Consider the following 20985-nt stretch of genomic DNA (forward strand, 5'->3'; position numbering starts at 1 on the left):
TTATTTTAATGCAAGTTATTTGTCTATTATATAAGCTATTTTAGAGTTATTAAATTGACTATATGGATGATTTTTTCTTAATTCTTTTGCTAATTCTTTCGCTTTTTCTATATTATTTTCATCATTCAATATCAATGCATAATTATAAAGAATCTCATCATACGCATCGAAATTTTTGTATTTATTTATATATATTTCATAATATTTTATAGCTTCTTCTTTTTTACCTAACTTTAAATTAGAAGCAGCTATAAAATATATAGCATCTGCTATAATTACTTCATCATCAGAATAATCTAATATATAATTAAACTTCTCAATTGCTTTTTTATATTCTTTATCAAAATAATATTGTTCCGATTCTTTTTGTAATTTTAATACTTCATTATGACTATTATTAAAAATAAATTTAATATCCTTATTTAATTTTTCATTTTCTTTTTTTAATTCATTTTGTAATATTTTTTCTTTCTCTAGTTCTTGTGTTATATTATTTATTTTTTTACTTTCTTTTTTATTATAGTATAAATAATTAAATAAATTTAATCCAATAAACAATACTAGGATAACAGAAATAATAGTAATTTTTTTGTTCTGTTTATAATTATTTTCTTTTATCAATAACGTATTCATTTCATTTTTAATATCATTCGATACTTTCTTATTGATAATTTTATTTTCTGTTTTATTTATTTCTTCTTTATAAAATAATATTTTTTTATTTCCTTTATCTATTTCTTCTAATGCCTCTAACATTATTTTTGAATTTTTAATATCATCAATTTTTAGGTATAATATTACTAAAATCTCATATACTTCTATAAATTTATCTTCATATTTTAATATATTTTTAAATATATTTATTGATTCTTCATATCTATCATTATCAAAACAATCTAATGCTATATTATATTTTTCCATAATTTCACTAAATTTATTTGTTTTTAATTTTTCTTCAATATACTTCTGAGCTAAATTATTAATTTTATTAATTTCTAAACTCTTTTTCCAGTAAAAGTTAGCTTCATTGAAATTGCAGAGATAGTATTCACATAATCCGAGTAAGTTAAGTATATCGATATCTTTTGAATAGACTTTTATAGCTTTGTCAAGATTTTCTTTTGCTAAAGAAATATTATTTTTTTTTATAAAATCTAAACTTTTATTATAATACAGATAAGATATGTTTATTAAGTTATCCATAACTATGCTCCCTTTTATTATTTATTTCTAGTAATATAATATTTCAGATAGCTTTTCATCTAATTGACACGCCAAAGATTTATCTTCATTTATAATAGCTTGCTTTAATTTTTCTAATATATCTTCAGCTTTTTTTCTATCTTCATCGTTCAATGTATTTATTCCCTGATTAAATAATATTATTGTATTTTCCATTCCCATTTCTTCAGCTAAAGGACTATCTTCCCAAGTATATACACTTTTTTCACCTAATTTCTCATTTGTTGTGTTATGTAAATTCAATATATTTTCTATATTTTCTTTTATTGGTTCTGCTGATATATACTTACTTAAATTTCCACTTTCTTTTATTTCTAATCTTTTATCTACTATTGTTTTATTTGCTTGTTTGCCTGTACTAACTATGGTAGCAGTTACTTCTAATGTACCATTAAGATCATATGCAAATGTTATATCTATTGCTTCTTCTCCAGCTGCAGCATTAGGAATTCCATCTAATTCGAATTCATTTATTTTTTCGTTTTGAGATGACAACTTATTATAACCTTCATATATATCTATATTTACTGCATTTTGATTCCTTGTACATGTATAATATCTTTTGGTTTTAGAACATGGAATACTACTATCTACTGGGATTATACAATCAAATAAATCATTTAAATATTTCCCATTTAGCATTCCTACTATATTTGTTCCCAAGTTATAACTACATTTATCTGTTACAACCAAACTATTTTCACTATCTATTTGATTTGATTTTATTCCTGCTTGTATAGCTGCACCCATTGCAACTGCTTCATCTGGATTTACATCATGTCTTATTTTACCTGGAAATAATTCTTCTATCAAATTTTGAACTGCAACTATTCTGCTAGATCCTCCAACTGTTAATACTTCATCTATATCACTGTAATTTAATCCAACCGCATACAAAGCTTCCTGTATTGGTTGTCTTGTAGATTCTATTAAATCCTTTGTTAGCTCATAAAATTTTTCTCTTGTCAATTCCATATTCAATATAATTGGTTTTCCATCTATAAGTCCTATAAAATTGGTACTTATATGTGCTACATTTTGGAAAGATAGCATTTCTTTTGCTTTTTTTACACCTTCTTTTAATTCATATTCTATCTCTGCCTTATCAAGATATCCAATTTCATAAATATCTATTCCATATTCTTTTTTAAATTCTTCAATTACATATTTTTCAATTCTTTCATCGAAATCTTTTCCACCTAATTTATTATTTCCTCTACTTGCTTTAACATCCAATACTCCTTTGTATAGTTCTAGTACAGTTACATCAAATGTACCTCCTCCTAAATCATACACAAGTATATTAGCTTCCTTATCTAGGTTATCTATTCCATAAGCCATTGCGGCAGCAGTTGGTTCGTTTATGATTCTTTCTACTTTTAATCCAGCTAATTTTCCAGCCTCCTTGGTTGCTTCTCTTTGCTGATTATTGAAATTAGCTGGTACAGTAATTACAGCTTCATCAATTTTTTCACCTAATTTATCCTCTGCATATTCTTTCATTCTTTTTAATATAAGGGCTGATATTTCATGAGGATATAAATAATCCCCTTGAAATTTAATTTTTATATTTTCACCCATATGCCTTTTTATTTCTTGTATAGTATCTTTAGGATTCATCTTTCTCATATTATATGCTTCATTTCCTATTACTTCTTTTTTACTTATAATAGTATCGTAAGATATTATTGAAGGTATTATTCTATATCCTAATGTATCTTCTATTATTTCTGGTCTTCCATTTTTTATATATGCCATTTCTGAAGTTGTTGTTCCTAAATCTATACCGATTACTTTTCCCATAATTATATTCTCCTTATAATTTTTATTTCTGCATAATTTTTTTATTTTTAACCACTATTACTTTAGCAGATTTAAAAATTGATCCATGTAATTTATATCCTTTTTTTATTACTTTTACAATCGTATTTTCTGTAACCATAGGATTGTTTTTAAATTTATCTATATCCTCTATTTTTAAGCATTCATGTAATTTAGAATCATATATTTGCATTATAGGATTTATTTCTTCAATATCTATACTGCTTAAATATCTATTTATATTTTTATTTACATTATCCAATATTATTTTTAAATTTTTATCTTCAGTTGCATTTGCATACTCATTTATACTCTCAACTTGATCCAAAATATCAATTATTCTTTTGTATATATCTATATTCTTATTCTTTTCTTTATCTAATTCTTTTTCTTTCATATAAATATCATTATCTTTTTTTCTTATTTTTTCATCTAGTATTTCTATTATCTTATTACCTTTTGTATCATTTCTAAACCATCTATTTAAATTCTCATATAAGTCATTTATATTCGAATCTATTTTACTTATAGCATTAACATAACTTACTAAATCATTATCTATATTCACATCTATATTTAAATCTTCATCTATTTTCTTTTTTTTAAAATCTTTATTTATATCCATACATTTCTCCTTCATTATTTTCATATTGTAACTTTCCAATTTAAATGCTATTTACATTAAATTTTATACATAATAAAAGCACCGTTCTTTATTATAAAAAATATGCTTTTATCATTAAATGATTATCTTATAAAACTATCTATTTGTTAGTTGGATATATTAGTTTTTTAATTTATTTCAAAATAAAAGGATAACACAAATTTATTATAAAATAAAATTTTTATTAAAATATTTTTAAGTAAATTTATATTTATTTTACTTATATAATTTTTGTATATTTTAAAACTAAAAGAAGTAAAAAGTAAAAAAATATTATCAATATCTTACATATACTATATTTAATTTATTTTTATTCTTCATCTGTATTTAATGAAATTTTAATTTCACCATCTGTACTATAGCCTGTTAAATATACTAATACAACATATACTAGATCACAAATATTTTCATAATCACCTTTTGATGGAATATCTATTTTTAAAAAAGAGAAGAGATTTATATTGTTATCTACAATAATTTCAAGATACTTATATAGCTCTTGCATCTTTGGATTATTAAGGGATAAATATTTACTTATAATTTCATCTGAACAATTTTGTCTCAACCTAAAGATACCAAGAATAAATTCTAAACAATATGTGATATATCTGCGTGTATAATATATTTTTCTTCTATCTTTTTTAGATTTAATATCTTTTTGTAAAAATTTTCCTAAACAGTCAATTGCTTTTGGTAAATATTCTTCTAAAAGTAATTCTCTATCAATTCTATATACAAAATTTTCATTATGCCATATTGCTTTTGATAGTATACTTATTTTTTTATGATATTTTTTTACTATTTTTAATGTTGAATTAAATAAATCCATATGCATTTCATTAGATAAATCACAAAATCCAAAACCTATTTCATCTGGAATTTCTGCTATTTCTTTATTTTCATACATTCTAAGTAGTTCATTTGCTACATCATAATATTCTTTTCCAATATCATTTGCTGCCAATGATATTTCTATAAATAAATCTTTTTTTAATTTTTTATTATCATATAAATAGAATAACTGTACCCAATTATGAATAGCTTTTTCAAATATGTTTTTAAATTCTTTAGGACATCCCAACTCTTTTAAAGATCTATTATTAGCAAATAATTCTCTCATCCATTTCCTATGATATGTATTTACTAAATATTCTATTGGTTTTGGAATTGTATCAGAACTACAAATATTACTTGCTAAATAAAATTTTGTTTTTGGAATTGGTTTAATCCAAAATGAAATATTTGAAATAACTTGAGATGGATTTTCTCCATTCATCCAATTCTTTTTATCTCTATTCCATTTTACATATACTATTTCTTCATTTAATATTATAGGAACTTCACCATTATTTTTTCTTCCTTCTGAACTATCTATCTCAACAGTGTAATATCCTTCTCCAATTAATTCAAATATTTCTTTCAATTTGTCAAATATATTTATAACATCTCCATGTAATATATCATCAAAACATTCCAATTCATCCCATCGTAGTTTTCTTGGGAATGGAGGAGCTTTTAAATTTTTAATATCATATTTTTCTATCTTAGACCATTTAGCTTTTATTTCTTTAAATTTAGCTTTTGGATAGTTTTTAGGAATAAATGTGAGTTCATATGGTTCTTCTATTCCATACTGATACGTCATATTTAAATCACATTCAATATCTTCATTTAAAGGAAATACTGCACTTTTTATTATAGCTTCATAATTCATTTTTCTTGCATTTTCATCTTGTACTAAATTAAAGTGATATTCTTCATTATTTTTAGGTAAAGTAAATGTCCCATTAATAGGTATACACTGTTTTTCTCCAAAACGAGGTTCAACACATGTATTTTTTATTAAATCAAATTTCCCATACATCAATTTAATTGCCAAAGATGGTAAATAATCATGCCATAATGGTATATCTGACTTAGATTCAAGTTCTATAAGATTTTTACAACCTTCTACAACATCTTGTTTATTCATATACATATAATGTAGTGGTCCATTGTATCTTAACTTATCTACAATAGACGCTATATGAACATTTGAATTTTTTATAATATCTTTATTTTGCTCTATAAATTCTGATATTATACTTGATATATCAATATTAAAATTATCTATTATATTCTTTGTTGTTCCTGTAAATCTAAACCATTTATCTTCAAAATATATACCTAGCTTATTAACCTCTTCTTTAAGTCCATCTATTGTAAATAATTTATATATTTGTTCTGATTTTTGACACCCTAATTCATTTAATTTTTTTATTATTTTTTTATTTATTTCATTTTTTATTGACTTTGTTGATGTAGGGTGTCTTTCCCAAATAACTTTTTCATAATCCCTTATTTCTTTTTCCAATTTTTCATCATACATTCCTTTAACCAATGTAAGTGTAATTTCACTGTCAATTAAATTAACAACTAATATAAAATCATCTGATTTAAAATTTTTTACAAAGTCATCTGTATTTTGATACTTAAATACTCCCCCTATACTTAAAGGAATATTTCTTACTTTGTGGTAAACCATTTTAGCTGCTTTGTGAATCATACTCAATTGTAGTTCATTATAAGCATCTGGGAAAATATATGTAAATAAATCAGTTTCAATATAATCACCCATCATATACATTAAGCGCTTCATTTTCTCTATATCCCCATTATCTATTACAAATGGTATTGTATATGTATCTGTTATTATATCTTCCATTTTTATAGCATTTGCATTATCACAAGGGATATAATATTCTCTTATCTCGCCACTTAAATCCTTTCCTTTGTATTTTTGTTGCATAATACGTTCTGAAAGCTTATTATAATTTTGATTATCTCCTAAATATCCTGGGTGTAATGAAAATAAATCCACAATTACGTTTTTAAATCTCTTAATTTCTGTATGTGTGTTAGATAATCTTTTGTTAATTAATTTGAGATCTAGTTCTTTTAAGATTAAAAATACTATTTTCATTAAATCATCTGTTGATAAATCATATTTTTTTTCTTCTGATTCATTTATATGTAGTTGTACTTCTCTACCTTCAAACTTTACTTTTATATTATTTTTTTCTGATTTTATTTCCACAAAATTATTTTTTCTAAATATATTTACAATATTATCTGATTTGTCTAAACAACATATAACATCACTGCACGTATGAATCTTATACTCATCATATACTACCTCAATAGGTTCCTGAGGAATATATAATAAATCTTTCAAAGAACCTATTAGCTCAATATATAATATTGTAGCTAAACATTCACCTAATTTTTTAGAATATATATATATTTTTTTATCAATTTTTTTTAATTCATTCCATGCATTCCAAATTTTTCTATAATTTTGATCTGATAAAAGAGTATTGTTAGGAGGTAAGTTTTCCCATCTTCTTACTTCTTTTATATCTTCTCTTTTAAAAAAATTAAATAATTCTTCCTGCAACTCTTTTTCTTCAATTCTTATCATATCATTTGGCATATTATTTATTTTTATATCTAATTGTTCATACAATTCTTTTGCAAACGCTATGAAAAGTCTGTTTTCAGCTGTATCAAGACTCATTCTACGCTGAACACCCATAATAGAGTTCCTTGTTGATGAAATCTTTTGTCTTATAGTCCTCCCAGATTTTCTAGTAAGCCAATTTAATCCATAGCTATTTAATTCTCTTACTTTATGAACTGGCATCTGAACATTCTCTCTAATAATTTTTTCTTTCATATTTTCTTCTATACGTCTAAATGCAACTTCTGAGCAATCGACTATATTAGATAAGACATCTTTTTTAACATTCATATCTTCACTTTTATTCTGTTCTATTAGTTTATTTAAACTATAATCAAGTGTGTCTTCTTTTAAATGTTCTAAAACTTTAATAATCCAATTTTGAACAAATAACAATAATTTTGCCTCTATTTTCTGCTCATCATCTTCTTTTAAAGTATTGAAAGCTTCACAAAATTTTTCATAATCATCGATATAGTCCATACAATACCTCCTTTCTGATAGATTTATTTTTCAATTTCTTCTTCATCAAGGTATTTTGCAGTATTCCAAATAAACTGACCATATCCTTGTTCTCTAGCTATTCTAAAATCTTCTTGTAGATTAGTAAATTCATGATTTACTAATAACTCTTCTATTTCATCTAAACTTCGTTTTCCACGTTTATCACGAGTTTCAATTCCTCTTAATTTAGGCATTATTTTCTGTACAATTTGATCTTCAAATGCCGTTTTCATAGCTTTTTCTAGCTCTCCAGTAAGTTCCTCATTTGTAGCTTCCAAAACCATTATTCCTTCTTCATTCTTTATATTTTTATAGTTCATAGCTTTTCTAACAGTTGGATAATTTGCTATATAGTATTCTATAGATTGCCATACTCTATGCCCTAATGCTCTTCCAACATTTTCAAGCGCATCATTAATTTCTTCAACAATATTCTTATATTCTTCTATTTTTTTCTTTTGTTCTTCAGAAAATTCTATTTTATGTGTTGTCCAAGATTGCCATGTTTCTTTATGTAATTTAGGCCTATCTTCAGAAAGATACTCTGTAATTAATTCCATTTTTTTTCTACTTTCTAATTTTCTAGGTCTCGGAAAGTTTATTATTATACCTCTATCTAATACTTTGTCTGAAAGTGATTTAGTTGTTTCATCTTGATTCATTGTTCCTGTCCATAAAATAGTTCTTGATAATCTTAATCCATATGGTTTTACGCCTGCGCCTAATTTTACTTCTACTTCAGGTATATATTTTTTTGATAATCCTCTTCTAGTTTCTAATTTACTTAAGAATTCAGCAAAATAATGTTCTACATGAGCTAAGTTCATTTCATCCAATAAAACTAAACTCATATAATCTTTATATTTTTCATCTTCTGTGCACTGTACTAAGAATTTTAATAGTTCTTCTGCTTCAAATCTATTATCTATAGAATTAAAGAACCCTAACATTGATTCTTGACTATCCCAATTTGGTTGAACTGCAACCGAACAAAAATTCAATCCTCCGAACTCAGAATATAAACGTGGTAATTCTGATTTTCCTGTTCCACTGACTCCTGCTAATACAGTTATTATAGACCAATCATTTATTTTTAAAGCTGTATGGAATGCATATAATATTCTTTTATTAAACTTAATTCCATATTTTTCACATTTACTCCATACACTATCTAGCCACTCTATCTCCGTTTTACTTATATATCTACTATCTTCATTACCTGAACCTATTAAATCTTTTTTATCATCTAGTATTCCTGACTTTATAGCTTCTATCCTAGCATTTCTATCTATCATAGATTCTTCTGGTGTAGATAATCTTATAAGCTCTTGACTTTTTATTTCAAGCTGATTTTCAAGCGATTCGCAAGTAGCTTTAAGTGCTTTATGTTCCACTTCTAACGCTTTAAACGCAGACTCTAATATAGGATAATTTCTTTTTAACTCATCTAAACTGCTTTTTTCTCTAAGTAATATTTCTTTATCTTTTCTTAAGTTTCTATATTTTAATGAAAGATTGTCATATTCCATTTTATCAGTTGAATTTGCTAATTCATTTTTTAATTCATTATTTTTTTCTTGTAAAATTTTTATATTTTTAAACACTGTAGTTGGATCTTCTTTATAAACTTCTTTGAAATTTTTTACTATATCTATTTCCTTTATTGTTAACGATAATTGCTCTCTTAATCTTTCTATTTCTTCATCTTTTATATTTATCTTTAAATTTAAACTTTTTATTGTATCATCTATTTTTTCATTTACAACACTTTCAAGATCTTCATACTTTTCATCTATATTCATTCTTTCTCGTTCTAATCTTCTTTTTTCTCTTATTATACTTCTTTCTTTATCTCTTAATTTTTCCTCTCTTTCAACTATCTCTTTTTCCATAATTTCTACTCTGTTAGTTTCAGATTTCATTCTATCTATTTCAAGATTTAATATCTGTTCAGCTTTAGTTAATTTAGATGTTCTGTCAATAACTTCTAAATCTAATTGTTTCAAAGCTCTTTCTCTATCTTCTTTTAATAATTTATTTTGTTCTTCTCTTCTATTTTGAAACTCTTTTTCATTTTCTTCACGATTTTTTTTTAACTCATCTTCATTATTTTTTCTAATTTCATCTATTTCTTTTTTTGTATTTTCTCTTGCTTTTTTCAATTCTTTATCTAATTCGTCCAATAGTTTTTTTCTTTCATTTTCAAAAGAATTTCTTTTTCTATCTAATTCTACTATAAACGCTTCTCTATCCTTATTTTGTTCATCTTTTAACTTTTGTTTAGCTTCAGAATATTCAAAATCTAACTTTAATTTCAGCAAAGACTCAGCCTCTTTTGATTTTTCATCCAATTTTGCTATTTCTTGCTGAATTTTAATTTTTTCTACTTCCAAATTTTTTTCCTTTTCAAATAGACTTTTTTGCCATTTTTCTAATTCTAATTCCTTTATTTTTAATATATTCTCAAAATATAATTCTTCTTGTTGTTTATTATCTTCGATTAACTCAGTTTTTTCAAAATCACTTAATTCTTTTTCATTAGTAATTTTTTTACTTAAATCTAGTTTCATTTAACTCTCTCCTATTATTCTGCTTATTCGCAACATATTATCCCTAATTTCATCCAACTCTTTTACATCCGTAGTCAATAATACTGTAGACAATGTATGATTTCCATGCCCTCTAAGGTACACTAGTCTTTCTATTGTATAAACAAATTTATTTTTTTCTAGTTCTTTTATTTTTTTATCTTCTTGATAATAAAGATACACCATAGCATTTGCTCCTAATGTTTCATTCTTATTTTCTAAAACATTTTTAATATACACATCTTTTACTGTTTCAAAAGATTTCGAATATATTCCACTTCGTTTAAGTTTCATAAGTATTTGCTTCTTATTTAACTTTGAATCTTTCTTAATGCTTTTTATTTCATAAAATAAAGTATCTCCCATAATTCTATACATTATATTAATATACTCTGTAATATTAGGATACTCTGCTCTCCCTGGTGATATAATCATCCATTCATTTCTAATAGATTTTGGTAACAATCTATAAAAATACATAGTTCCTAATTCATTAGCTAAAAAAATTTCTGCATTTAATTTTTCTTGAGATATTGAACTTATATTTAGCTCTTTATTTATATTATTTGAAAATTTATAATCTGGTTGTAAATAGTTTATAAAATCTATTAATAACTCGTATATTTTTCTATTATTTTCTTTATCTAATTCATACACTTTTGTTCTGTGAGATAACTCATTACGTTTTGGAATAAATTTATTTATTACATCAAATAGCTCGGGTCTTTTTTTTAATAATTTTATAAACTGACAATTACTATTATCAGCTGCATTAAGAACAGCTATACTTAATGCTATTCTCATATCTGGTATCTCAGTGTTATACATTTTTCTAATTCTTTTATCATCAATAAAATTAAATAAGTTTTCATATTTTTGTGGTTCGGATATACCTATTTTTTTAGCCATCTGAATTATTAACTTTAAATTTCTTTTACTATTTTTATTCTTTTTTATAACTTCTCTAATTGTAGGATTAAGTTTGTTTTCTTTATCATAGTAATATAAACTATGTTCTATTGCGGAATAGCACTTTAATAAAAAATTTTTTTGTTCTGATTTTAATGCTTGCATTTCATCTTGATTAAAAGCATCTTCTTCATTTGATATTGTATATAAATAAGATAGTGTATTAATTTCTGACATTATAGATTCTAATTTATAGTATTTTGATTTATTATTATTTCTTTCAACATCTTTATCATTTTCTAATCTAGATTTTATAGTATTTTTTACTGAATTTTTTTTTACATTTCCCACAAAACCAGGAAAATTATTTTTTACATATTTTCTTATAAAATCTACATCTTCAATAAGTCCATCAGATACCAATATTTCGTCTATATTGCCATCTTGTACAACTGCTTGCATATGAAAATATACATTTTCTGAAGGTGTACTATTTATTGCCCATCCATGAGCATATTTAATTGTTTTTAATTCTTCATTTTCTAATATTAATCTATTATATTTATTTATAGCTCTTTCAATAGTTGATGTTTGGAGTCTTTCTAATTTTTCTTCTTCACTTTTTTTCTCTTTTAAAAGTGGTCCTTTTATACTTTTAATTTTCCCCGCATTTTCAGTACTAAAAAAAATACATCCTTCTCTATCACTTTCATTTAATTCAGTTTCAAAGGCACCTATATGGATATATGGTAATATTTTTTTAGTTTGCTTTAGCATAAAAATTTTCGCTTTAATAAATTTTACCTCTTTTTTATCTTTATTTTTTTCATTAATACATAAAATTTCTTTGCCATTTTCAGTTAAATCCATTCCATTTCCTTCTACAAGTTTTTTTTCTTGAAGACGTATAATGATAAAATTAATTAAATCCTTAGTTAAACATAATGTCTCAGCTATATGTTTTTTATCTGAAAAATTTAAAGATAATAATTTTAATATTGCTTCTTCAAATATATCTAACCCTATATCAAATTTTTCTTCAGTTGGTAACTCTAAATCGTATGTATTGCATTCTAAAAAAAAGTCTACTTTTTTACCTATTATTGAAATATTTTCAAATATTTCACTATAATCTCTCTCTTTAAAAAGACTAAATACCTTTGTGTCCATCATATATCACACCCTCTCTTTTACAGAGTTCATATAAACGTTTCATTCCTGGTACACAAATATCAGCTACTCTACCCCATTTGCCTAAACTAAATATATCTGAATTACCAACTACAATAAGTAGCTTCTTCTGTCTAGTTAAAGAAACACATAGTCTATTTTCTGAAATAAGAAATCCATAATTTTGTATTCCTACCTTATATTTATAATTTTCCCATTTCTTGTATACTTCACTGTCTTTATCCATTTTACTTACATCCATATCTAATTTATTAAAATCTATATTTTTAGGTTTTTCACCTTTTTTTTCAATTACTTTTGGAATATTAGGATTACTTCTTACAACCGATAAAAATATTACATCAAATTCCATACCTTGAAAAGCATCTACACTTCCAACTCTTATCTTTTCCGCTTCTTTTCCAAGTTTCATCTTTAATTTTACCTTTATATTTTTAACTTGTTCTCTATAGAAAGCAATAATACCATATGAAAGATTCTTACCATTTTTAGAATTTATACATTTTATAATTTTTTCTACAATAAAATCAGTTTCGCAATCTCTTATTCTACTAGTTCCAATCCTTTTTTCAGCCCCATATTCATCTGGAATGTGATACCATTCAACTGGAAATTGTTTTTTAGATATTTTCTGCTCATATTTATTAGCTGGCATGGGCGATCTAAAACTTTCATCATTAGGTTTATAAAAGATATCATTTACAAAATTCCCTAAAACAGGATGCATTCTATATTGTGCATCCAAAACTATAGTTCTCTGAATTTTATCTATTTTTTCTAAATCTCTAGCTTTTTCAAGTAAGTATTCAAACATACTCTTTTTGATAGTGCTAAATTTAAAATCTTCTCCATTATTTTTTATATTTTCAAATACTTCTTCATCATACATATGAGGTAATTGTCTATGATCTCCTACTAAAATGATTTTTCTTTTAGCTTGAGATAATGGTATCATTAAATCTATAGGATTAACCCTAGCAGCTTCATCAACTATTACTGTTTCATATTCTGGATGTTCTTCTTTATTTAATCCCTTTGCTATTCTTATTTCTTTTCCCTCGCTTTGCTGAGTTGTAGATGAATATGCAAATAAATATTTCTTTAAAGTATCTTCAACTCCAGAACGATTTATATTTAATTCTCTTAATAGTTCTGCTAAAATAGATGTTTTTTCATCCTTATATTCTTTTATTCCTTGACTTACCTCTGTATATATTTCTATTATTTTTTCATCTATAATATTTGATTGATATACAGATTTAGGAATACAATTTTTTAATAAATAGTTTTTTACTTCTTTAAGATTTTCTAAAAGCTGATCTTCCGGTTCATTTACACACATTGCTGCTTTATCGAGAATATCAATAACTTTTTTATTTTCAGGTATATTTTTATTTATTCCAATATTTTCAAGTGTCCAAAGTAAGTTATCTGCATTTTCAGAACCATCATCCAAAAATCCTTCTTTAGTTGTTCTTATCCTTCTAATTAAATTTAATAATTGAGTATCAATTTTTCTTTCTTCAATATTTTCATCTTCAAGCATTATATTTATTTTTTTATCTACTGTTGAATCTGTGTTCAAATTTTTGGCACATTCCAAAAATTTAATTGCATTATTATAATTTGGATACGCTAAATAAATATTATATAAATTTATTAGTTTTTCTTTTTCCTCTATTTCTAATATTTCTGGATTCTTTTCACTCAATCTTTGATTATATTCCTCACACCATTCTTTTATTCTTTTTTCTTCAGTTAAGTCTTCTTCTCCTTCCCTTTCCTGTTTTCCAAATTTTATTGTTGGAAGTGAATTTACTTTTAATCTTTCAATAACATTTCTTACAGCATCATGCTGAAAACTCGTTATCAATACCTGTCCATTTAAATTCGTATTTTTATCACATAATTCATTTAATCTTTCGACAATAGCTGTTATAACAGTTGATTTACCAGTACCTGGAGGTCCTTGAATAATCGCTATATCTGGAGTATTTAGCGCTATCTCTATAGCTTTTTTTTGTGTCTCAGTCGGACTATATTCAAAAATTTTATCCTTTACAAAACTAGATAATGGGTCTATTTTTTTTCTTTTTTCATATGTACAAAATTCTTCTGTTAATTTTCCTTCTAAAATTAGCCCTAATGCTGGATTTGCAGATTCTCCATTAATTATTCTATTACGAGCAACTTCTCTTCTATATATTTGACTTTCATCTCCTATAATAGATAAGGAAATGAAATCCTCACTTGGTAATTTCTTGTCTTTCAAATCTAAAACAAATCCTCCATTTTTTTTAGAAATGACCCTAACATGTTTATTTTCAATTCTATTAAAATATATTTCTTTATCCTTATATTTATTCTTATTATGTGTAATATTACTATACTCTTTCCAATCAATATTTTCATATTTTAAATAAATAGGTGGTTCTTTAGAGAAAAGCAAAAAAGTATCTTTGCCTATAATTCTTTCAGCCTCTTTACTCAGTCCGCTATATGGTACATGAATCCCTTCTTCATCATACGTTATCTTTTTTCTATCTATTTTTATTTGTCCCACTTTACGAGCTTTATCTAGTAATAAATTTCCTTCTTCTTCAGAATATTTATTCCACAAGTTAAGATATCCATTTGTATCTTCCATAGCTTCTTTTAATTTTTTAGATATATTTTCTCTTTTATTAAAAAAATCTAATTTCCCTTTTGCTATTCTCATGAAAGGAATATTATTTCTTCTGAATTCTATTCTTTCTACATATGCCTTATATTTAGAATCTTTATGCATACATCTCACATTTATATTGAAATTTTTCCCATAAATAGTTAAAATACTTCTTTTATTTTCATATTCTCCTATATGACAATTAATATCATTATTTAAATCTTCATTTTCTATTTCACTTTCTAAATAAGCTTGACTTTTTGTATATGCAAAGTATGAACTATTTCCATCTGTAATAGTAAAATTTTCTTTTAAAATTTCTTCTAAAGTTAGTTTTTTATTTTTATATTTTTTACTGATAGTTTTTTTTATTTTATCATTTAATATTATAAAGATTTCCCCCCAATTTTGCATATTACAAAAGAAAGCTATGTAAAGATAAAAATTTTTATTATTTTTTTGATGCATAGTAATTTTAGATATCGCATAAAAATTTTGATTAAACATATTCATTATCATTTTTGCATAATTTTTATCTACAATTTTAAATTTAAAAACATTATCTTTTGTTATAAATTCAAATCTATTATCATCAATCATTTCTATGCGACCATTAGTATAATTTATATCTTGATCAAGTTCCATTTCACACTTTATATCGTAAAAAACACTATTTTTATTCATTTTCAAATCATTTATTATCATTGTTGCACCTCAATTTCTATCTTATAACGTATATTATTTTTTTTATAAGTTGCATAAATTTCAATATTATTTTTATTTTCTATAATAGTACTTCCATAAATTGGTTTTTCTTTATCATCAATTATAATTGAAAAATAATACCATCTAGATAGTTCTCTTATCTCTATTTCTTTTTCTGTACATCTAATTTGAAATGCTTTTTCTTCAATACTATTATTATTAAATCCAGATAATATTCTTAGTGGAACATTTATATAACCATACATTTCATGTTTAAATTTCCAATTTTCCACATAGATACCTTTTTTATTTTTTTTAGACTTTACACATATTATTTTATTTTCAAAATCACACCAAGGACAATTTAAAAAATCATCCCCATAATAGTCCATATTACAATTTTTACATCTTATAATTGAATCCGATTCTTTTGCCAAAATATAACTCCATTCTGGCATAGTAACTCTTTTTCTTATATTTTTTCTTCCTTTTTCTGAGAAAACTGAACTAAAATATGCATTTAATTTTTTACTTAAAAATATATTGTATGGTAGTCCATTTTCTGAATGATTACTTTTATCCTTCTCATCCCCTATCCAAGCAAATTGTCCTGTACATGCATAATCTTCTTCTAAGAAATCTAAAAAATCCTCTCCTTTAAGAGATTCATCTATTGCTCTCCCCATAAAAGGATGTTTCTTTGTCAATGTCCAAAATAAAGATATTGCAAATGAATACGCATCTGAATACATAGTATTTCCTTTTCCAGCAATTATTTCAGGTGCTCCAAATCCGCCTTTTTCCCACACATTATTTTCTTTTGTTTTTTTCATATAATCTATATTATCGCAGTCAATCAGACATACATTTGATTTATCTAAATCTTTAGATACAAACATATTCTTATCTGATACGTTGCAATATACCAATCCATTAGCATGTATATTTGATAATATACATGCTACTTTTAAATACGATTCTATTCTTTTTCTTATTCCTCCTGATAATATATATTGTTTAAAGATATTTTCTAAATCTATATTAGTTTTTCTAATTTTTCTTAGCCATCCATTATCTAATTTTTTATTTTCTTCCTTATCTTCATAAAAAAATATTTTTTCAAATGATTCCATATTATCTAATATTTTCATAGTATATCCAACAGCATCTTTTAATATTGCTTGTGGTAATATTAAATTTGTTTTTTTTGGTATTGGTAATATTCTTATTTCATCAAATTTCTCATTATAATTTATATCTTTTATAATTTCTTGTGTTTCCGGATCCCATTTCAATTTCAACAAAATATTTGGTTCTTCTGTCTTATATATTATCCCTTGTTCACTACTACTCAATATACTTGCAGCAACATGACTTTTTCCATAAATATCCATATATATATCCATTTAATTACCACCCTATACAATGTATTTCGAAATAATTTTCACTATTTATTTTATCTAAAAATTATATCTTTAGCTATTTCTTCTAAATCAAAATTATAATCACTTACTCTTTTTTCAATTCTCAATAGTATAAAAAGAATTTTTAAAATTATTTATTTAAATTTAAATATTATCCCTATAATTTATTAATAATATAGTAAATAAACCTATATATACTTCAAATTCTATTATGACATATTTTTATGTATATTATATCAAATATTACAAGAGTATCTCCTTGTTTTAAATATTTACAAATAAAATAATCGTAATAATTTTATTTTATTAATATTTTCACTTATGCATCAAATAAAGCTTGTATAAAATCCATAACTGCATAAACCTCTTTATTTGTAGATATATCTTTTAAAATTTTTTTATTTGCATCTATTCCCACATATATTGATAAAATATTATTTGACAACTTCATTATATGTTCTTTTTCTAATACCCCAAAACTTCCATCACTTACAAATAACACTGTATCTTCTTTATTTATCAACTTACCTATTATTTCTAATCCATAAATATTATTTCTTCCTCCAAAGTCTATTTTTGCATTTTCTAAATTATCTAACTGTTTTGTTTCTTTTCCCCATTGAAATAGATTAATACTCATATTTTCTATAATAAGGTTCCTGTGAGCACTGCATATACCATTGATTAAATATTTTACAATAGTGTTTTTATCGTCTTCCATCATACTTCCAGAAGAGTCTATTATGATATTTATTATTTTTTTCATTCTATCCACCCCCTTATCATAAATCTATATAAGAATAATTTTTAATACAGTTCATCTTCATCATTTTCAACACTTAATAGAATATTAAAGTTTTTTAACGCTTTTGCCATTAAAGGTAGATTATTTGGATTTTTACTAATTGCTCTATTCAGTACTGACATAATTATTATTTCAAATCATTTTGAAATATCTTTTGCATCGTTAGCAAAAAATACCCTATTATAATCTCCTGCAAACTTTGTAAGTATGCTTCTAGCCGAATCTTTTCCTATTGCAACTGCAAATTTTTGACATTTCTGTGAACGTCCATTATTTGTAAAATCATACATATATTTTCCCAATTATCATTTGGAACTCCAACTGAAATTAAAATAATATATGGTTTATATATTATTGAAGGTGTTTCTTCTTTATTTTCTATCATATCTTTTGCTATTCTTAAAGCACTTTCCATAGAAGGCATACACTCTGCTTCAAATCTATTTATTTCTTTATTTTTCAACTCTTTCATTGATGTGTATCTTGTATGTAGTTTCCCTTCTCTTCCAAATGTTATAATCACAATATTTATTATTTGCTCTTTTGATTGTGCTACTACAAATGTATCTATCATATTAATAGTCGCATTGTATAAACTCTCTATTTTTTCCCCAACCATATTACTACTCATATCTAATATCAATGTAACTGGTAATTTTTTTACTTAAGGTAACTTGTAGTTATTTGGCTTAAATACCATAATTTCACATCCTAATATCCCTATTTTATAACAAAAATTATAACACAACTTTATCAAAAAAAAAACTAGAAAGCTACTATTTATAATACTTTATCTTATTTTTATATTTCATCAGTTTGTTTAAATTATTATATGTTTTAATTAGTTTTTTTAATATATTAATATTATCCATACCACAAAAAATGCTACAATAAAATTTGTAGCATTTCTTCTTATTCACTATATAGTTTTATTGCATCAGTTGTTTTAATTTTTCTTTCAACAACTTCTGATGATTTTTCTTTTACAACTTGAGTATAAACAAGATCTATAATAAAAAATTGTGCCATTTTAGAAGATATAGAACCTGTCTCCAATATACTTTCTCCAGAAAAATATCCAAGATTTATATCTGAAATATCCTTTAATCTAGAATTTTTATTTTCTGTTACAGATATAATACTAGCACCATTTGACTTTGCTATATTAACAGCTTTTATCATTTCATCAGTTTCCCCAGAATGAGATATAGCAACTACTACATCTTCTTCATTCATAATAGATGCCATCATTATCATATTATGACTACTATCTAAAGCCATACAATTGAATCCTATTCTTGTAAATTTATAATTTGAATCTTCTGCTGTCATTCCAGAATATCCAATTCCCATAAAAAATATTTTTTTAGCATTTATAATAAGGTCTGTCGCTTTTTCAATATCATCACCATCTATAATATTAAAAGTATTTTCTAAAATTCTTATATTAGAATTAAATAACTTTCTAGCACTTTCCATAACTTCTTCATCATTTTCTATACTTCTATTTATTATTTTTCTATTTTTATGACTTGATATTTCCCGTGCTAAAGTAACCTTAAAATCCTGTAGACCACTATATCCCATTTTTTTTGAAAATCTAGTTATAGTAGCTTCTCCTATCCCACTTTCTTTTGATATTTGCGAGATAGATTTATAAAAAACATCCTCTATATTATTTTTGATATATTCAATTAATATTTTATCAGATTTTGTGGCTTTAAATTCTGGTTCTTCAAGCTGTTTTAATATACTCATTTATTCCTCCATATGTCTATTTAAGAAATTGCGTAATGCTCCTATCATTCCTGCACTATTTTTCATATATGCAAATTCTATTTTTGTATTTTGATATACTCTATCAACTAATATTTTTTTTAATTCATTATCTAATCTAGGTCTTATAAATTCTTCTTGTGCCATTATTCCTCCACCAAGTATTATAACTTCTGGATTTAATAAATATGCAGCATTTGATATTCCTATTGCAAGTATTCTAATCATTTCGCCCAAAGAAGATAAACAAATTTCATCGCCTTTTTTTGCTTCTTCAAATATTATTTTACCATTTAAATCTTTAAATTCCATACCTTTTAATCTAGCAACTTTTTTGACAAGACTTGTTGTAGATGCTAAATCTTGGAATGGAGTATCTTCTATTATAGTATAACCTATTTCTCCCGCACTGTTACAACATCCATTATGAATTTTTCCATCTATTATAACAGCTCCTCCTATTCCTGTTCCTATTGTCATACATACTGCTGTTTTACTTCCTTTTCCAGCTCCTAACCATGCTTCACCAAGTCCAGCACAGTTTACATCATTTTCAATTTCACAAGGTATATTAAATTCTTTTTCCATTTCTTTTTTAAACTCTATACCTGTATATCCGGGGATTATATGTTCTATAGCATGAACTATTTTCCCTTCATCTGCATCTACCATTCCTGCTGTAGATATACATATTCCTTTTATATCATCATTTTCTTCTAGATATTCTCTTGTTATTTTTTTAGATTTTTCAACTATTCCAGGACCACCTTTTTCTAATGCTTCAGTATCCATTTCATTTCTATCTATTATTTCTCCATCTCTTGTTACTAATCCATATTTTATAGATGTTCCACCAATATCTATACAAACGTATTTTTTCATTATAATTCCTCCGATTTATAAATCTTTAATATACTAACATATTATTAATTTTTGTTCAAGTTGTTGTAATTTAAAAAGGGACTAAATATAAAATAGCCCCCTTAATAAAAATTCAATGTATTTAACTATCTTATTATTACTTTAAAAATAGCTTTTTTAATAGAGCTTTTTTCTTCAACTTTAAGAGCTGTCATGTGTGCATCTTCAGGATAACATACTAAAAAATCACCTTTTCTAAGTATAACTTCTGAATTTACAGCCTCTCCATCAAGAGGAAGAAAATCTCCTTCTTCTTGATACTCATTTTGTT

The 20985-nt window shown here is 24.6% G+C and carries 14 protein-coding genes; all 14 read right to left on the bottom strand.

Features of this window, described 5'->3' with window-relative positions; genetic code table 11:
* Positions 1-15: 15 nt before the first annotated feature.
* The gene (locus tag Q1J78_RS08110) at positions 16-1203 is read right to left on the bottom strand and encodes a tetratricopeptide repeat protein (protein WP_300276156.1); all 1188 of its coding nucleotides are present in this window, start codon (positions 1201-1203) and stop codon (positions 16-18) included.
* Positions 1204-1230: 27 nt separating this feature from the next.
* Positions 1231-3045 (bottom strand): Hsp70 family protein, encoded by a 1815-nt coding sequence (locus Q1J78_RS08115; RefSeq protein ID WP_300276158.1) that lies wholly within the window; start codon positions 3043-3045, stop codon positions 1231-1233.
* A gap of 22 nt (positions 3046-3067) precedes the next feature.
* Positions 3068-3688 carry a nucleotide exchange factor GrpE gene (locus Q1J78_RS08120; RefSeq protein WP_300276161.1) on the bottom strand — a complete coding sequence of 207 codons (621 nt, stop codon included), beginning with the start codon at positions 3686-3688 and terminating at the stop codon, positions 3068-3070.
* Between the two features lie 349 nt (positions 3689-4037).
* Positions 4038-7709 carry a DUF2357 domain-containing protein gene (locus tag Q1J78_RS08125; RefSeq protein WP_300276163.1) on the bottom strand — a complete coding sequence of 1224 codons (3672 nt, stop codon included), beginning with the start codon at positions 7707-7709 and terminating at the stop codon, positions 4038-4040.
* 23 nt (positions 7710-7732) lie between these two features.
* A complete protein-coding gene (locus Q1J78_RS08130) occupies positions 7733-10300 on the bottom strand; it encodes a DUF8727 domain-containing protein (RefSeq protein ID WP_300276165.1) in 2568 nt (855 codons plus the stop codon).
* A complete protein-coding gene (locus Q1J78_RS08135) occupies positions 10301-12400 on the bottom strand; it encodes a hypothetical protein (protein WP_300276167.1) in 2100 nt (699 codons plus the stop codon). It lies immediately after the preceding gene.
* A complete protein-coding gene (locus Q1J78_RS08140; protein WP_301118256.1) occupies positions 12378-15767 on the bottom strand; it encodes an AAA domain-containing protein in 3390 nt (1129 codons plus the stop codon). Before Q1J78_RS08140 ends, Q1J78_RS08135 begins: the two co-directional genes overlap by 23 nt.
* A 17-nt stretch (positions 15768-15784) precedes the next feature.
* Positions 15785-17194 (bottom strand): protein kinase domain-containing protein, encoded by a 1410-nt coding sequence (locus Q1J78_RS08145; RefSeq protein ID WP_300276171.1) that lies wholly within the window; start codon positions 17192-17194, stop codon positions 15785-15787.
* 337 nt (positions 17195-17531) lie between these two features.
* Positions 17532-17978, bottom strand: coding sequence for a VWA domain-containing protein (locus Q1J78_RS08150; protein WP_300276173.1), 447 nt, complete (start codon positions 17976-17978; stop codon positions 17532-17534).
* A gap of 176 nt (positions 17979-18154) precedes the next feature.
* Entirely contained in the window at positions 18155-18319 is a 165-nt protein-coding gene (locus Q1J78_RS08155) for a hypothetical protein (protein WP_301118257.1), read from the bottom strand.
* Positions 18247-18648, bottom strand: a complete 402-nt coding sequence (locus Q1J78_RS08160; RefSeq protein ID WP_300276175.1) for a vWA domain-containing protein — start codon at positions 18646-18648, stop codon at positions 18247-18249. The genes Q1J78_RS08155 and Q1J78_RS08160 overlap by 73 nt, the downstream gene beginning before the upstream one ends.
* A 281-nt stretch (positions 18649-18929) precedes the next feature.
* Positions 18930-19775 carry a MurR/RpiR family transcriptional regulator gene (locus Q1J78_RS08165; protein WP_300276177.1) on the bottom strand — a complete coding sequence of 282 codons (846 nt, stop codon included), beginning with the start codon at positions 19773-19775 and terminating at the stop codon, positions 18930-18932.
* Positions 19776-20675, bottom strand: coding sequence for an ROK family protein (locus Q1J78_RS08170; RefSeq protein ID WP_300276179.1), 900 nt, complete (start codon positions 20673-20675; stop codon positions 19776-19778).
* A gap of 125 nt (positions 20676-20800) precedes the next feature.
* A partial coding sequence (locus tag Q1J78_RS08175) for a YhcH/YjgK/YiaL family protein (protein WP_300276181.1) occupies positions 20801-20985 on the bottom strand: 185 nt, incomplete at its 5' end.

Source organism: Peptacetobacter sp., assembly GCF_029264495.1.
Taxonomy (GTDB): Bacteria; Bacillota; Clostridia; order Peptostreptococcales; family Peptostreptococcaceae; genus Peptacetobacter.

Excerpts from the sequence above, each read along its gene's own strand:
- Q1J78_RS08110 (WP_300276156.1), bottom strand. The coding sequence starts at position 1,203 with ATGGATAACTTAATAAACATATCTTATCTGTATTATAATAAAAGTTTA.
- Q1J78_RS08115 (WP_300276158.1), bottom strand. The coding sequence starts at position 3,045 with ATGGGAAAAGTAATCGGTATAGATTTAGGAACAACAACTTCAGAAATG.
- Q1J78_RS08120 (WP_300276161.1), bottom strand. The coding sequence starts at position 3,688 with ATGGATATAAATAAAGATTTTAAAAAAAAGAAAATAGATGAAGATTTA.
- Q1J78_RS08125 (WP_300276163.1), bottom strand. The coding sequence starts at position 7,709 with ATGGACTATATCGATGATTATGAAAAATTTTGTGAAGCTTTCAATACT.
- Q1J78_RS08130 (WP_300276165.1), bottom strand. The coding sequence starts at position 10,300 with ATGAAACTAGATTTAAGTAAAAAAATTACTAATGAAAAAGAATTAAGT.
- Q1J78_RS08135 (WP_300276167.1), bottom strand. The coding sequence starts at position 12,400 with ATGATGGACACAAAGGTATTTAGTCTTTTTAAAGAGAGAGATTATAGT.
- Q1J78_RS08140 (WP_301118256.1), bottom strand. The coding sequence starts at position 15,767 with ATGAATAAAAATAGTGTTTTTTACGATATAAAGTGTGAAATGGAACTT.
- Q1J78_RS08145 (WP_300276171.1), bottom strand. The coding sequence starts at position 17,194 with ATGGATATATATATGGATATTTATGGAAAAAGTCATGTTGCTGCAAGT.
- Q1J78_RS08150 (WP_300276173.1), bottom strand. The coding sequence starts at position 17,978 with ATGAAAAAAATAATAAATATCATAATAGACTCTTCTGGAAGTATGATG.
- Q1J78_RS08160 (WP_300276175.1), bottom strand. The coding sequence starts at position 18,648 with ATGAGTAGTAATATGGTTGGGGAAAAAATAGAGAGTTTATACAATGCG.
- Q1J78_RS08165 (WP_300276177.1), bottom strand. The coding sequence starts at position 19,775 with ATGAGTATATTAAAACAGCTTGAAGAACCAGAATTTAAAGCCACAAAA.
- Q1J78_RS08170 (WP_300276179.1), bottom strand. The coding sequence starts at position 20,675 with ATGAAAAAATACGTTTGTATAGATATTGGTGGAACATCTATAAAATAT.